The 14,486-nt window shown below is 63.5% G+C and carries 13 protein-coding genes; 2 read left to right on the top strand and 11 right to left on the bottom strand.

Translation table 11 applies throughout. From position 1 onward, the window contains the following. Window positions 1-114: 114 nt before the first annotated feature. Complete coding sequence (locus tag AB8841_RS00785; RefSeq protein ID WP_370433984.1) at window positions 115-987, top strand: MurR/RpiR family transcriptional regulator; 873 nt, start codon at window positions 115-117, stop codon at window positions 985-987. Between the two features lie 12 nt (window positions 988-999). Here the strand turns inward: AB8841_RS00785 and AB8841_RS00780 are convergent, their stop codons facing one another. The 5 genes from AB8841_RS00780 to AB8841_RS00760 all read right to left on the bottom strand — a co-directional run bounded on the left by AB8841_RS00780 (window position 1,000) and on the right by AB8841_RS00760 (window position 4,947). Beyond that, a complete protein-coding gene (locus AB8841_RS00780) occupies window positions 1,000-2,037 on the bottom strand; it encodes an AbrB family transcriptional regulator (protein ID WP_370433983.1) in 1,038 nt (345 codons plus the stop codon). Window positions 2,038-2,157: 120 nt separating this feature from the next. Beyond that, the gene (locus tag AB8841_RS00775; protein WP_370433982.1) at window positions 2,158-3,360 is read right to left on the bottom strand and encodes a pyridoxal phosphate-dependent aminotransferase; all 1,203 of its coding nucleotides are present in this window, start codon (window positions 3,358-3,360) and stop codon (window positions 2,158-2,160) included. 117 nt (window positions 3,361-3,477) lie between these two features. Continuing rightward, window positions 3,478-3,912, bottom strand: coding sequence for a large conductance mechanosensitive channel protein MscL (gene mscL / locus AB8841_RS00770; RefSeq protein WP_370433981.1), 435 nt, complete (start codon window positions 3,910-3,912; stop codon window positions 3,478-3,480). 61 nt (window positions 3,913-3,973) lie between these two features. Then, the gene (locus tag AB8841_RS00765) at window positions 3,974-4,489 is read right to left on the bottom strand and encodes a VOC family protein (protein WP_370433980.1); all 516 of its coding nucleotides are present in this window, start codon (window positions 4,487-4,489) and stop codon (window positions 3,974-3,976) included. 23 nt (window positions 4,490-4,512) lie between these two features. Beyond that, a complete protein-coding gene (locus AB8841_RS00760) occupies window positions 4,513-4,947 on the bottom strand; it encodes a DoxX family protein (RefSeq protein WP_370433979.1) in 435 nt (144 codons plus the stop codon). Between the two features lie 186 nt (window positions 4,948-5,133). Here AB8841_RS00760 and AB8841_RS00755 point away from each other — a divergent pair, with 186 nt between their 5' ends. Then, window positions 5,134-8,643 (top strand): NahK/ErcS family hybrid sensor histidine kinase/response regulator, encoded by a 3,510-nt coding sequence (locus AB8841_RS00755; protein ID WP_370433978.1) that lies wholly within the window; start codon window positions 5,134-5,136, stop codon window positions 8,641-8,643. A gap of 15 nt (window positions 8,644-8,658) precedes the next feature. Here the strand turns inward: AB8841_RS00755 and AB8841_RS00750 are convergent, their stop codons facing one another. From AB8841_RS00750 to AB8841_RS00725, 6 genes are all read right to left on the bottom strand, one after another. Next, window positions 8,659-9,360, bottom strand: coding sequence for an aspartate/glutamate racemase family protein (locus AB8841_RS00750; RefSeq protein ID WP_370433977.1), 702 nt, complete (start codon window positions 9,358-9,360; stop codon window positions 8,659-8,661). A gap of 7 nt (window positions 9,361-9,367) precedes the next feature. Then, window positions 9,368-9,991 (bottom strand): 2-hydroxychromene-2-carboxylate isomerase, encoded by a 624-nt coding sequence (locus tag AB8841_RS00745; protein ID WP_370433976.1) that lies wholly within the window; start codon window positions 9,989-9,991, stop codon window positions 9,368-9,370. A 52-nt stretch (window positions 9,992-10,043) separates the two neighbouring features. Continuing rightward, entirely contained in the window at window positions 10,044-10,199 is a 156-nt protein-coding gene (locus AB8841_RS00740; protein WP_370433975.1) for a hypothetical protein, read from the bottom strand. Window positions 10,200-10,322: 123 nt separating this feature from the next. Beyond that, entirely contained in the window at window positions 10,323-10,832 is a 510-nt protein-coding gene (locus AB8841_RS00735; protein WP_370433974.1) for a DinB family protein, read from the bottom strand. A 197-nt stretch (window positions 10,833-11,029) separates the two neighbouring features. Beyond that, window positions 11,030-13,237, bottom strand: coding sequence for an FAD-dependent oxidoreductase (locus AB8841_RS00730; protein ID WP_370433973.1), 2,208 nt, complete (start codon window positions 13,235-13,237; stop codon window positions 11,030-11,032). A 26-nt stretch (window positions 13,238-13,263) separates the two neighbouring features. Beyond that, entirely contained in the window at window positions 13,264-14,472 is a 1,209-nt protein-coding gene (locus AB8841_RS00725; RefSeq protein WP_370433972.1) for an acetyl-CoA C-acetyltransferase, read from the bottom strand. Window positions 14,473-14,486: the final 14 nt, after the last annotated feature.

The raw sequence follows: 14,486 nt of genomic DNA, 5'->3' as shown, positions 1-14,486 counted from the left end.
GGCAGACTGATACCCCTCTTTGAACGTTTGGTACGTTTCTTTCAGGTTTCTCTTGTCTGAAATTTTTGGTACAGCTTCGGCAGGCCGTCAAGGAGGGATTCGTAACATTCCATCATGAAAAGCGACAGCAGCGTCCCTTCTCTGAATCCACCGAGCCTTGCCGAACGCATTCGCCTCGAAATGGACTCCTTTACGCCCAGCGAGAAGCGCGCGGCCCACACGCTGCTGAGTCATTACCCGTTCGCCGGCCTGGATACCGTAGCGGAGTTCGCCGGCCGGGCCGGAATTTCGGCACCGTCGGTTCTGCGTTTCGTGAACCGGCTCGGCTTTGGGGGCTTTCCGGAATTCCAGAAGCACCTGCGAGAGGAACTGGAGGCTCAACTCCTCTCACCGCTCGCCAAAGCCAGCCCGTCGGACAAGGCCCAGGGCGCTCCGGCACTCGCTTCCTTCGCCGAGTCCGCCATCGGCAATCTTCGGTCCACGGTGGAGAGCATCGCTCCCGCCGAATTCGACGCGGTGGTGGAACTCCTGAGCGACGAGCGGCGCCCGACCCACTTCACCGGCGGTCGCTTCACGGGTGCGTTGGCGCGTTACGCGGCGAGCCACTTCCGCATCGTGCGCAGCCATGTGGATTTCATCGAAGGTCAGCCGGCGCTCTGGCGCGACCGGATGATCGAGATCGGCAAGAAGGACGTGATCGTGGCTTTCGACATTCGCCGCTACCAGGAGGATGTCACCGCTCTCTGCGAAACGGCCGCGAAGCAGGGCGCGACCGTCATCCTGCTCACGGATCCCTGGTTGTCGCCGATCGCCCGCGTGGCCCGCCATGTGCTGCCGGCCCATATCGTGGCTCCATCGAACTGGGACTCGTCGGCGGGTCTGCTGCTCATAACCGAGGCGCTCGTGGCCGCCGTGACGAAGCGCCTGTGGAAGACCGCGAAACCGCGAATGGAAGCCGTGGAGCGGCTGCGCAACGAGAGGCCTTAAGCCGGTTCGCCGTCAGGCATTTCTGCGCTGCAGCCAGCCGACCAGGAATGGCAGAACCAGGCCGATGCTGAGAAACCGCACGAGATGGTGGATCCCCACATAGAGCGGATCGAGGCCGAGCACGAGCGCAAGCACGGTCATGGCCTCGAGGCCGCCGGGCGCGAAGGCGACAAGGCTGTTGGCGAAGCTGACATCCGCTGCCCAAGCCGCGAGGGCCGAAAAGACCACCGCAATGCCCATGCCGACGGAAAACGACCCTAAGGCGGCGACCAATGCGCGCTTCAGCATGGAGCGCTGAATGTTGCGGAAACGCTCGGCGATGAAGAGGCCGATCAGTACGAGGCCGCAGGTCGCGATCACCGGCGGAATGACGCCCGTGACGAGTTCGGTCCCGTGGCTCGCGGAGCTCACGACCATCGAACCCAGCAGGATCGGCGCGGCAACCTTCAGCTTCTTGAAGACGAGGCCGAGGCCAAGCCCGCCGAACAGGATGATGGCCAAGCCGCCGGGACTTTCAATTGGCATTCCCTGGCCGATCAGCACATTCGTGTTGCCCCCTCCTCCGGTCACCACGACGATGCTCGGCAAAAGCGCGATCAGCACGAAGAGACGCAGGTTCTGCACGATGGCGACGGAGGGCACGTCCGCCTTGCGATCCGCCGCGACGGCGAGCACCGTCGAGAGGGCTCCGGGTACGGAGGCCAGGACCGCATCGGCCGTGCGCCAGCCCGAAATGCGAGTGAGCCAGAGGGTGGACATCCACGAGATGGCCGCAACGCCGAGGACCAGAAGCACGAGACTTCCGGGATAGCGCCCCATGGCGGTGATGGCGGCCGGGGTCACGGCTGCTCCCATCGCCGCCCCGGAGATCAGCATCGCCGTATCGGCGAGAGCCTTCGGCATGGGCACGGAATGCTTCGTCAGGCCCCACAAAATCGCCCCGATGGCGGCGCCGGACAGCCATGCGGCCGGAACGCCGATCCAATAAAAGACAAGCCCGCCGAGCCCGGCGATCAGGATCTGAGCAATGTGAGCGAGAATGAGGGGCATATCGAGAATGAGCGGAAGCCTTGAAGGGCCTGCTCGCTCAATGAAGCCCTCCGCCGCTCAGGTCAACCGCCAGATTCGCGGGCGGGGCATGCAAGAACCGGTAGCCGCGGGTTCTCGCCGTCAGGCAACGAGCTTCGGCAGGGCCGCGCCGATACGCCTGACAGCCTCCTCGAGATCCTCGGCCTTGCGAAGATAGCAGAGGCGCAGATATCCCTCCCCCGCGTCGCCGAAGGCATTTCCTGGGGCAAGACCCACATTCGCCTCGTCGATGAGGCGGAAGGCGATGTCCTTGGAATTCGTCGCCCCCTTGATCTTCAGGAAGGCATAGAACGCGCCGTTGGGCGGCGGCAGCTCGACGAGACCTGTTTCCGCGAGCCGACTGACAATGACGCGACCTTGCCGGGCTCGTTCCACCTGATCGGCCAGAAAGTCCTCGCCCTGCTCGATGGCGGCAACGCCCGCGCGCTGGATGAACGTGGGCGTGCCGGAGGTCTGATACTGGACCAGGTTCTCGATCACCTGCCCCAGCGCGGGCGGCGCTTCGAGCCAACCGAGGCGCCATCCGGTCATCGCCCAGTTCTTCGAGAAGGTCTGCACGAAAAGAATGCGATCCTCGGGCTCCATCACGTCGCGGAAGGAAGGCGCACGCCCATCCATGCTGAGAGCAGAATCATGGATGAAGCGGCCATAGATCTCGTCCGCCACGATCCACAACCCGTGACGGCGCGCCATGTCGAGGACAGCGCGCAGATCGTCATGGCTTGCCGTCCACCCGGTCGGATTGGACGGGGAGTTCAGGACGACGACGCGGGTGCGCGGCGTCACGGACCGCTCCAGCCGCTCGAAATCGAGATGCCAACCCTGTGCGTCGATCGTCATGGGAACCGGGACAGGACGTGCGCCGGCAATCGTGATGGCGCCCGCGAAATTCGGCCATGCAGGCGTCGGGATCAGCACCTCGTCGCCCGTACCGCACACCATGCGGAAGGCAATCTGCATGGCGGGCATACCGCCTGATGTCACGAAGAAGCGCTCTGGATCGAAGGCCTTGCGGTAGACCCTTTCATGATAATGCGCAATAGCCTCACGCAGCTCGGGAATGCCCCTTTGATACGTATAAAAGGTCTCGCCGTCCCCGAGGGAACGGGACGCCGCATCGCAGATGAAGGCTGGTGTCGCAAGATCGCCTTCGCCGACCCAGAGCGGGATGATGCCGGGACGCCCGCGTCCGTATGAAAACACGTCCACGATGCCGCTGGTGGGAGCCTGCAGCGCCTCCGGCCGTAGATTGAAGGTCGAGGGAACCGGGACGGATGCGTTCATCTGGGGCCATTCCTTGCCAAACAGTTTAACAGGGATGACCTGACCGCCCGTGGAAGGCAAGCCCTCGATCGGCACTCATGACAAGAAGCGAAGAATCCCATTGCTGGCGGTGATGAGTCAGAGGGAGCGGCCGGTTTTCATCAAATCGCGGATTTCCGTGAGCAGTTTCACGTCGGCCGGAACCTCCGGCGGCTTGTCCGCCGTGCCGGTCTTGGCATCCTCCGCACGCCGCAGGCGGTTCATTCCCTTGACGAGCAGGAACAGGATCCATGCGATGATGATGAAGTTGATGGCGACCGTGACGAAGTTGCCCCAGGCGAGCACGGCGCCCTGGTTCTTGGCTTCGTTCAATGCCGTTGCGGTAACATTGCCGGACAGAGGCGTGAAATAGTTCGAGAAATCGAGCCCGCCGGTGACGGCCCCGATGATCGGCATGAAGATGTCGCCGACGAGGGAGTCGACGATCCTGCCGAAGGCGGCACCGATGATGATACCGATCGCCAGGTCGACCACATTGCCGCGCAAGGCGAATTGCTTGAATTCATTCCACATGGCCGGACCCTCCTTTGGCTTGCCTGCCAAGGTAAGAAGGTGTCCGGCCATGCCAGGGCCGTCAAGTCTCCCGGGCGGCCAGGAGATCCTGCAGGTCCAGGCGGTGGGTGACCATTTGGAGCTCCCCTTCCGCATTGCGCGGCCACTGGTCCTCGGGGCGATCCACATAGAGCTCGATGCCGTTGCCATCCGGGTCGCTCAGGTAAAGCGCCTCGCTCACCCCATGGTCGCTTGCACCCTGGAGGGGAATGCCCGCTTCGGCCAGACGGTAGAGAGCATCCGCCAAGGCCGCCCGCGTGGGATAGAGGATCGCGAGATGATAGAGGCCGGTCGTGCCCGGAGGGGGCGGCGAGCCTCCCTGGCTTTCCCAGGTGTTCAGGCCGATATGGTGGTGATAGCCGCCCGCCGAAACGAAGGCGGCCTGGGTGCCGTAGCGCTGCATCAGTTCGAAACCGAGCACGCCGCAATAGAAGGCGAGAGAGCGATCGAGATCCGCCACCTTCAGGTGGACATGGCCGATCCGGACGCCCGGGTGAATGGGGCGGGTTGCCGGAGCTCCGGCAACCTCATTCGACATGGGTTTGATCATGACGGTATGCCTCAGGCCGAACGAGTGGATAACGCCGGAGCTGCCCGTACCGATCCGGATTTGAGGGCATACGCGCCCTCCCCCAGCAACGCTTGTGCGACAAGAGCCAGGATCCAGAACGCCAGGAATTCCCAACCGCCATTCGGATTGGAGAAGAAGAACCCGGCCGGGCCATGGACGGTAACGATGGCTCCCACCAGGATCGGGATAAGGGCGAGAGCTGCCCAACGGGTGTAAAAGCCGGCGATCAGGGCCAGGCCGCCGAGGACCTCGGCCAGGATCACCGCATAGGCGAGGCCTCCAGGCAGACCCAGGCTTTGGAAGAATTGGGCCGTTCCGGCGGGTGTGAAGACGACGATCTTGAGGCCGGCATGGGCCAAGAACAGGGCGCCGAGGGTGACGCGCAGAATAAGCGCGGCGTAGGGGGCGGTACGTGCGTCGATCATGGGGATCTCCTGAAATGCGATAATCCTCATATGAGCTCATTCTAGTAATCTGATAATACGCCGTGCGGAATATCAATTCACACCATGAGAGTGAAATCGAAACCCTCCTGCATCCTCCTGCTAGTGGCGCTGAGCCCTTTACGGAGGTAAAGCTGATGGCAGCTTCCTCGTAGGGGTTCAAAGCATATGGTCGCCACCTGGGCGGTAGTCTTATCGGCACTGGTCTATCTCTGCTTTCTGTTCACCGTCGCCTATTGGGGCGACAATGGAGGCAGGCGCTTTGTCCAGGGGCCATGGCGCTCCACCATCTCTGCGCTGGCTCTTGCCGTCTACTGCACCTCATGGACCTTCTTCGGGTCCGTTGGGCTCGCCAGCCGCTCCGGGCTTGACTTCCTGGCGATCTATATCGGCCCCATCCTTGTCATTACCGTGGGGCACGCCCTCGTCGCCCGGGTCATCCGGGTGGCGAAGATGCAGAATATCTCCTCCATCGCCGACTTCGTCGCGGCCCGCTATGGGAAGAGCGAACGCGTCGCCGCCATCGTCAGCCTGATCGCGCTTGTCGGCTCCATCCCCTATATCGCGCTGCAGTTGAAAGCGGTCTCGGCCTCCCTCGACGTGTTCATCACGAAAGCCGACGGCATGCCGCCGCCGAATCTGCCCTTCATCGGAGATCTTGCGCTCGTCGTTGCCCTCGTGCTCGCGGGTTTCGCCGTCGCCTTCGGCACGCGCCACCCGGACGCCACGGAGCATCAGGACGGCCTCATCATGGCGATCTCGGTCGAGTCCATCGTGAAGCTCGTCGCGTTTCTGATCGTCGGCAGCTACGTGACCTTCGTCATGTTCGACGGCTATGACGGGATCAAGGAGCGCCTGACCGCCCTCGGCACGACGGACAGCCTGATGGAGAGAACCTCGGGCTTCGGCAGCTACGTCACTCTCATTCTTCTCTCGAGCTGCGCCGCACTGCTGCTGCCGCGCCAGTTCCATGTGACCGTCGTGGAGAATCATTCCATCCGGGACCTGAAGCGGGCCGCCTGGATGTTCCCGCTCTACCTCGTTCTCATCAATCTCTTCGTGATTCCGATCGCGCTCGCAGGCCTCGCGATGTTCCCGACCGACGCGATTGACCGGGACATGACCGTGCTGGCGCTGCCGCTCGCCGATCAGGCCGGCACGATTGCCGTTCTGACATTTCTCGGCGGGTTCTCTGCCGCGACCGCGATGGTGATCGTGGATTCCGTGGCCGTGGCCGTGATGATCTCCAACCATCTCGTCATGCCCGTCGTTCTGCGGCGGCGCGCTTTCGCCGGGATCGACCCAGGCGGCTTCGTCATTGCCGTACGGCGGATCTCGATCGTGCTCGTGATCCTTCTGGGCTATGCCTATTACCGCGCATCCGGCGAGGCCGCGCTCGCGGCCATTGGCCTTCTTTCCTTCGCCGCCCTCGCACAGGTGGCCCCTGCCTTTCTCGGTGGCCTGATCTGGTCGCGCGGTACGGCGCTCGGCGCGAGCGTGGGCCTTATCGTGGGCTTTCTCATGTGGCTCTATACGCTGCTCCTGCCGAGCCTCGTCTGGGACGGCGTGTTCTGGTCCGACATGGTGGTCTCCGGGCCGTTCGGCATCGAGGTCCTGAAACCGACCGCCCTTTTCGGCGTGGATCTGCCCCAGCTCACCCATGGCGTCGTCTGGAGCCTGACCCTTAACATCCTCTGCTACATCGGCTTCTCGTTGTGGCGCCCCGTGACGGCGATGGAGCAGATTCAGGCGAACGTCTTCGTCGGCGAACCGCATACGTCCGCGACCCCGAGCTTCCGTCTGTTTCGCGCCAGCGTGACCGTCGACGAGCTGCGCGCAATGGTCTCGCGCTATCTCGGCGAGGAGCGCACCACGCGCTCCTTCGAAGGCTTCAGCCACAGCCGGGGCCAGACCCTCGAGCCGCGGGCGGAAGCCGATATCCATCTCCTGCGCTACGCGGAACACCTGCTGGCCTCCGCGATCGGCACGGCGTCCTCGCGCCTCGCGCTGTCGCTTCTTCTGCGCCGGCGCACCGTCTCGACCGAGGCCGCTCTCAAGCTGCTCGACGATGCCTCCGCGGCCATCCAGCACAGCCGCGATCTTCTTCAGCATGCTCTCAACTATGCCAGACAGGGGATCACGGTGATCGACCGCGATCTGCGTCTGCTTGCCTGGAACCAGGCCTTCATCGACCTTTACGACATGCCGCCCAACTTCGTTCAGGTCGGAATCGGCATGGAGCGCATCGTCCGCTACAACGCCGCGCGCGGTTCCTATGGGCCCGGCAAGATCGACGAACAGGTGGCCGCGCGTCTGCACTCGTTTCAGCACGATGTGGAACCCGTGCGTCTCAAGCTATTCCCTTCCGGAAAGGTCATCGAGATCCGCTCGAACCTCCTGCCGGACGGGGGTCACGTCACGACCTACACGGATGTCACCGAAGCGGTTCTGGCAGAGGAGGAAAGCCGCCGTGCCAACGAGACGCTCGAACAGCGCGTGCGGGAGCGTACCGAAGAGCTGACGCGTCTCAATGAAGCCTTGCGCAGCGCGAAAGCGGAAGCCGACGAAGCGAATATTTCCAAGACGCGCTTCCTGGCAGCGGCCTCGCACGACATTCTGCAGCCGCTCAATGCGGCCCGCCTTTACGCGACCTCGCTCGTGGAGCGTGATCGCGATGCCGGCGATGCGACCCTCGCCGAGAACATCGACGCATCCCTGGACGCCGTTGAGGAGATCCTCACGGCCATCCTCGACATCTCCCGCCTCGACACAGGCGCCATGAAGCCGCAATGGTCGAGCTTCCGCATGGATGAACTTTTCCGTCAGCTGCAGCGCGAGTTCGATCCCATCGCGAAAGAAAAAGGCCTGAATCTCACATTCGTGGCTCCCTCGCTCACCGTCCGCTCCGACCGGCGTCTGCTGCGCCGTCTGCTGCAGAACCTCGTGTCCAACGCCATCAAATACACGCCGACGGGCCGCGTTCTCGTCGGCGCAAGGCGGCAGGGCACCCACCTGGTTCTCGAGGTCTGGGATACGGGCCTCGGCATTCCACCCTCGAAACAGCGGATCGTCTTCCGCGAATTTCAGCGTCTCGATCAGGGAGCGAAGGCGGCGAGAGGCCTAGGGCTCGGTCTTTCCATCGTGGAGCGCATCGGGCGGGTGCTCAAGCATCCCATCATCCTCAAATCGGAGGTGGGACGCGGATCGGTGTTCCGCGTCGAGGTTCCGATCGTCGCGGCGCTTCCCGAAACCGTCGCGGCTCCTGAACCGCCGAAGGCTCCGGCGACCGTTCTTTCGGGTCTGCACGTGCTCGTGATCGATAACGAGCCTGCCATCCTGGAAGGCATGCGGCTGCTGCTGTCGGGCTGGGGCTGCGACGTGTGGACGGCATCCGACCTCGAAACGGCCTATAAGGTCCTTCGAAGCAACAAGGCTCTGCCCGAAGTCATCATCGCAGACTACCACCTCGACGACACGGACGGCTTGGAGCTCATCAAGGCTTTGCGCTGGAAGACGCAGGTCGACACGCCTGCCGTTCTCGTGACCGCGGACCGGACGCCGGCCGTGCGCGACGCAGCCGCCGCCATGCACGTACATGTGCTCAACAAGCCGCTGAAGCCCGCGGCCCTGCGCGCATTGCTCACCCAATGGCGCGCCACCCGCGTGGCGGCGGAGTAAGGAATCGATGAGCGATCACGCGCCGAGCGCGCGATCGACGGCTGCGACCGCGTGGATCGTCGTCGTATCGAAGAGCGGCACCGCGCTGTCTTCGCCAGAAACCAGCAGCATGATCTCGGTGCAGCCGAGAATGATGCCGTCTGCGCCGTTCTCGATCAGGCGCGCGATGATGCCACGATAGGCTTCTCGCGACCGAGGATCGATCCTGCCGAGCACGAGCTCCTTGTAGATCACGTCGTGCACCACCTGGCGGTCGGCGGCATCGGGCACGATCACATCCAGATCGTGGAGGGATTGCAGGCGGCCCTTATAGAAATCCTGCTCCATGGTGAAGGCCGTGCCGAGCAGACCGACCCGCCGAAGGCCCGCTGTCCTGATCTTCTGCGCGGTCGGGTCGGCGATATGCAGAAGCGGAATGCTCACGGACGACGCGATCGCATCCGCGAGACGGTGCATCGTGTTGGTGCACAGCACGATGAAGTCCGCGCCACCCCGCTCCAGGCGAAGGGCCGCATCCTTCATGGCGTCGGCAAGCCTGTCCCAGTCGCCTGCGTGCTGGAGGTGCTTGATCTCGTCGAAATCGACGGACAGCATGAGACTGCGCGCGGAATGCGCTCCCCCCAGGCGCCGGTGCACCTCCTCGTTGATGATGCGGTAATACTCGGCCGAGCTTTCCCAACTCATCCCGCCGATGAGCCCGATGGTCCTCTGTTGCATGACGGCCTCAGGCAGTCGGCTTGTAGGGCGCACGCCCGCTGGCCAGGGCATCGTCGAGCAGCTCAAGCCGGTCCTGCCCCCAGAACACCTCGCCATCGAGGACATAGGCCGGCGACCCGAAGACATCGTTCGCCACGGCGTTCTCCAGATTGAGCGCATAGATCGCCTCGGTCGTGCTGCCGGTGGCGATATCCATCACTGCGGACGAATCCAGCCCCGCTTGCTCGGCGATTTCCGAGAGCACGAGGGGATCCGCAAGGTTGCGCTCCTCTTCCCAGATCGCCGAGAAGGCGCGGCGCAGGAACGCATCAGGGCTCTTGCCCGTCGTCGAGACCGCAATCACGTAGCGGTCGGCCAGGTTCACATCGAAGGGCCAGTGCTTCGGACTGATATTGAAGGACAGGCCGCGTTTCTCGCGCCAGCGCTGCAGTTCCACGAGGCGATAGCGCTGCCGGACCGGATGACGCTGCCCCAGCGGCAATCCGCCTGTCTCGGAAAAGACGCGGCCCAGGAAAACGGGCTTGTAGTTCACCTCCACCCCGTGCCGCTGCACGATTTCCATGAAGGGCACATGGCCGATATAGGCCCAGGGGCTCACAAGCGAGAAGTAGTAATCGATGACACGGGGCATGAGTCTCACGCTTCGCAGTTCAGGCTGAAGGGACTGGACCAACCTTGAACCATCACGCCGCTCTCTTCAACGTCTCTTCTGCTTGAAGGAAGGCCTTCACCTCGGGGCCCGCCTGAGGCGGCTCCGTCACGATGCCGGCTCCGTTCAGCACCTTCGCCATGGGAACGTAGCCTTTGAGGGCCCTGTCGTAGAGCCCGGCGCGGACCAAGGCGATGGCATTGAGGATCGAGCAGCCACACCCGGAATTTCAGACGCGAGACATCCCGCGACGGATCGATTTTCGGCCTGAAGAACGAAACAACGATGAGGGAAATCAGGCGCAGCCAGAGATTCATGCCATTCCCAATCCGCTGATCCTCTGAAAGGCGAGGAGATCGAGGACAGGCGCCTCGATCCCGAAACCTGTCAGGAGGCAATGGACCTGGCCCCGATGGTGCGTCTGATGGTTGAAGACATGCGCAAGGGCAGGACCGAGCGGCTGCTCGGTCTCGGTAGGGTTCGTAATGCCGCGATAGCGGATCCGTCCGGCGAGCTCCGCCTCCGATAGGCTCTCGACATAGCCGATGATCCGCTTGTCTTCATAACGGCGCGCCGCCCGAAGGTCGGAAAACCTTTCGAACAGGACCGCATCGAGCCGCTCCGGCGCATCGCCCTCACCCGTAAAGCGCTTGAGCCAGATACGGTCGGTGGCGAGAAGATGGTTCAATGTACCGCTCACTGACCTGAAGAACGCGCCCCGGTCCGCGTGGTAATCGGCTTCCGGCAATTGCGCCACAGCCTCGTAGATGCGTTCATTGCACCACGCGTTATAGGCCGCCATCATGGCAAAATGCGACTTCATGGCACTGGCTCCGTCGTGTCTGTCCTCGTGTCATGGAACGCCGCCGAGGGAGGGTCAAGATTGTCTCCTCCCCCTCCCTTCCGTCCGGGCAGCGCCGGACTCGACCCTGGGATCTCAACCTGTCATCACCATCGGACGAGTTCTGCGCCTCCCTGATCATCGCCCGCACGAAGCCGGGATGACGACGAGCGATGGCCTCAGGCCGCCTTTCTCGCCGCAGCCCTGCCGTAGAAGGTGTCCCCGGAATCGGCCATGTCGAGAAGGACGCGCGGCGGGGCGAATCGATCGCCATGCTTCGCTTGCAGTGTCCTGCACAGTTCCACAAAGGCCTTTGCGCCCATGAAGTCGATATAGGACAAGGCACCGCCCGTATAAGGTGCGAACCCGAAGCCCAGGACGGACCCGACATCTGCCTCGCGCGGATCGGTGATCACGCCTTCCTCGAAGGTCCGCGCGGCCTCGAGAGCCTGCGTGACCAGCAGACGCTGCTTCAGCTCCTGCATATCGACGAGTTCGGCCTCCACCTGTTTCGACTGCAGGTCCTTGAGGCCGGGCCAGAGACGCTTCTGGCCCGCTTCCGGGTAATCGTAGAAGCCTTTCCGGTTCTTACGGCCGAGGCGTCCCTCCTTCTCGACGAGACGGGAGAGCAACTCCTCCTGCTGTGGAATGACCGCCGCTTCTCCAAGCTGCGCTTTCGTGGCTTTCAGGATCTTGAGGCCGAGATCCACGCCGACCTCGTCGTTGAGCAAGAGCGGCCCCACCGGCATGCCGGCCTGCTTGCCGGCCTGCTCGATCATGGACGCGGGCAGTCCCTCCATGAACATGAGGTGCCCTTCGAGGATATAGGCCAGCACGCAACGGTTGGCGAAGAACCCACGAGAGTCGTTGACGACGATCGGCGTCTTCCTGATCAGGCGCACATAGTCGAGCGCGGCGGCGAGCGCCTTGTCGTCCGTCTCCTTGCCCCGGATGATCTCCACCAGCATCATCTTCTCGACCGGGGAGAAGAAATGGATGCCGATGAACTGAGCCGCGTTCTTCGAGGTCTTGGCGAGGCTTGTGATCGGCAGGGTCGAGGTATTGGAGGCAAAGATGCAATCCGGACGGATAGCGGCTTCGACCTTCTGAATCACCTCTGCCTTGACGGCGGGGTCCTCGAAGACCGCCTCGATCACGAGGTCGCATTCGGAAAGATCGTTGTAATCCGCGGTCGCCTTGATGCGCGCGAGCAGCGCATCGCGGTCCGCCGTCTTGGCGCGGCCCTTCATGATCTGATCGGACATGAGCTTGTGAGAATGAGCCTTGCCCTTCTCCGCAGCCTCGACGTCGCGATCGATCAGCACGACGTCGAGACCGGCATTTGCGGTCACGTAGGCCACGCTCGCGCCCATGAAGCCCGCGCCGACGACACCGACCTTCCTGATGGACGACGGGGGCACGTCCTTCGGCCGGCGCGCGCCCTTGTTGAGATCTTGCATGGAGATGAAGAGCGTGCGGATCATCGCCGCCGCCTCCTTCGAGCGCAGGATCTTGGCGAACCAGCGCGACTCGACCCTGAGCGCCAGATCCATCGGCAGCTGAAGGCCCTGGTAGACCGCCTCCAGGATCGCCCGTATGGCCGGGTAATTGTCCTGTGTCTCGCGACGGTAGATTGCATTGGCCGGTGGCCAGATCTGCATGCCGGCCGCGGAATAGACCTTGTTCGAGGGAAGCTTGTAGCCCTTCTGGTCCCAGGGGGCCACGGCCGAACCGCCGTTCCGGATCCAGTCCTTCGCGGCCTGCACGATCTGGTCCCGCGGGGCGACCGCGTGGACGAGACCCATATTGCGCGCCATCAGCGCGCGGATCTGCTCACCCTTGAAGAGCATCTGCAGGGCATCGCCGGTCTGCATCAGGCGTGCAACGCGCTGCGTTCCGCCCGCCCCGGGGAAGAGGCCGACCTTCACCTCCGGCAGGCCGACACGGGTCGCATCCGCATCGGAGAGAACGCGGAAATGGCAGGCAAGCGCCAGTTCGAAAGCTCCGCCGAGGCATACGCCATGGATCGCTGCCGCGAACGGTTTGCCGCAGGTCTCCAGGCGGCGATAGAGGAGCGAGAGTTTGCGCGATTCCTCGAACAGGAAGGAATTGGCGGCCTCCTCGCCTTCCTCCTTCGCGACGCGCATATACTCCGCGTTCGAGGCTTGGAGCCTGTTGAGGTCTGCGCCGCCCGAGAAGGACTCCTTCGCCGACGTGATGACGCACCCTTTGATGGTCTCGTCGGATGCGACCGTTTCGACGATCCGGGACAGTTCGTCTATCACCTGGGTGGTGATGACGTTCATGGACCGGTCCGTCATGTCCCAGGTGGCGAGCGCAATGCCGTCGGCATCGACCTCGAAGCGGAAATTGGTGAAGTTCGTCATGGTTTCTCTCCCGTCTCCGCTGTCCGTCAGACTCGCTCGATAATCGCCGCCGTGCCCATTCCGGCCGCAACGCACAGCGTGATCAGAGCCGTCTGCTTGTCGGTGCGCTCCAATTCGTCGAGCACCGTGCCGAGGATCATCGCGCCGGTCGCCCCGAGCGGATGGCCCATGGCGATCGCGCCGCCGTTCACGTTGACCTTTGCCGGGTCGAGATCGAGCGCCTGGATGTAGCGCAGCACCACCGCCGAAAACGCCTCGTTGATCTCGAAGAGATCGATGTCGTCCTTCGTCATGCCCGCCTTCCTGAGCGCAAGCTCGGACACGTCGATGGGCCCGGTGAGCATGAGAGCAAGGTCGGACCCGATAGACGCGAACCCTTTGATGCGGGCTCGCGGCTTGACCCCGATCCTCGCGCCGCCCTCCTTCGACCCGACGAGGACGGCGGCGGCCCCATCCACGATGCCAGACGAATTGCCCGCGTGGTGCACGTGGTCGATGAACTCCACGTCCGGGTGCGCCGCGATCGCCACCGAGTCGAAGCCGCCCATCTCGCCCATCTGCACGAAGGCAGCCTTGAGCTGACCCAGCGACTGCATGTCGGTGCCCGGGCGCATGTGTTCGTCCTTGGCCAGGATGGTGAGGCCGTTCACGTCCTTGATCGGGACCACGGACCTGGCGAAGCGGCCCTCATCCCACGCCCTCGCGGCGCGCTTCTGCGACTCGACCGCATAGGCATCGACATCGTCGCGGGTGAAGCCGTATTTGGTGGCGATCAGATCCGCCGAGATGCCCTGAGGCAGGAAGTAATTGGGGATCGCAATACCCGGATCGACCGGCCATGCGCCACCGGATGCGCCCATGCCCACGCGGCTCATGGATTCGACGCCGCCGCCGAGGGTGACGTCCTTCATGCCGGACATCACCTGCGCGGCGGCAAAATTCACGGCATCAAGTCCCGAAGCGCAAAAGCGGTTGATCTGAACGCCCGGCACCTCCTTGCCGAAGCCCGCCTTCAAAGCCGCTGCGCGTGCGATATCGCCGCCGGCCTCCCCGACGGGATCGACGCAGCCGAGGACGATGTCCTCCACGAGCTTAGGGTCGAGGTCATTGCGCTTGCGGATCGCATCGAGCGCCGTGACGGCGAGGTCGACGCTGGGAACCTCGTGGAGCGAACCATCGGGCTTGCCTCGCCCACGTGGCGTGCGAACTGCGTCGAAGATAAATGCATCTGCCATGGGAGCCTCCCGGT

Source organism: Microvirga sp. TS319 (assembly GCF_041276405.1).
Taxonomy (GTDB): domain Bacteria; phylum Pseudomonadota; class Alphaproteobacteria; order Rhizobiales; family Beijerinckiaceae; genus Microvirga.
Note: the sequence above shows the minus strand (reverse complement) of the source record. Positions and strands in the feature narration are given on the sequence as shown.

Coding starts and splice junctions, on each gene's coding strand:
- AB8841_RS00735 (WP_370433974.1), bottom strand. CDS start 10,832: ATGAAGTCGCATTTTGCCATGATGGCGGCCTATAACGCGTGGTGCAAT.
- AB8841_RS00765 (WP_370433980.1), bottom strand. CDS start 4,489: ATGTCGAATGAGGTTGCCGGAGCTCCGGCAACCCGCCCCATTCACCCG.
- AB8841_RS00730 (WP_370433973.1), bottom strand. CDS start 13,237: ATGACGAACTTCACCAATTTCCGCTTCGAGGTCGATGCCGACGGCATT.
- AB8841_RS00750 (WP_370433977.1), bottom strand. CDS start 9,360: ATGCAACAGAGGACCATCGGGCTCATCGGCGGGATGAGTTGGGAAAGC.
- AB8841_RS00780 (WP_370433983.1), bottom strand. CDS start 2,037: ATGCCCCTCATTCTCGCTCACATTGCTCAGATCCTGATCGCCGGGCTC.
- AB8841_RS00745 (WP_370433976.1), bottom strand. CDS start 9,991: ATGCCCCGTGTCATCGATTACTACTTCTCGCTTGTGAGCCCCTGGGCC.
- AB8841_RS00775 (WP_370433982.1), bottom strand. CDS start 3,360: ATGAACGCATCCGTCCCGGTTCCCTCGACCTTCAATCTACGGCCGGAG.
- AB8841_RS00760 (WP_370433979.1), bottom strand. CDS start 4,947: ATGATCGACGCACGTACCGCCCCCTACGCCGCGCTTATTCTGCGCGTC.
- mscL (WP_370433981.1), bottom strand. CDS start 3,912: ATGTGGAATGAATTCAAGCAATTCGCCTTGCGCGGCAATGTGGTCGAC.
- AB8841_RS00755 (WP_370433978.1), top strand. CDS start 5,134: ATGGTCGCCACCTGGGCGGTAGTCTTATCGGCACTGGTCTATCTCTGC.
- AB8841_RS00785 (WP_370433984.1), top strand. CDS start 115: ATGAAAAGCGACAGCAGCGTCCCTTCTCTGAATCCACCGAGCCTTGCC.
- AB8841_RS00725 (WP_370433972.1), bottom strand. CDS start 14,472: ATGGCAGATGCATTTATCTTCGACGCAGTTCGCACGCCACGTGGGCGA.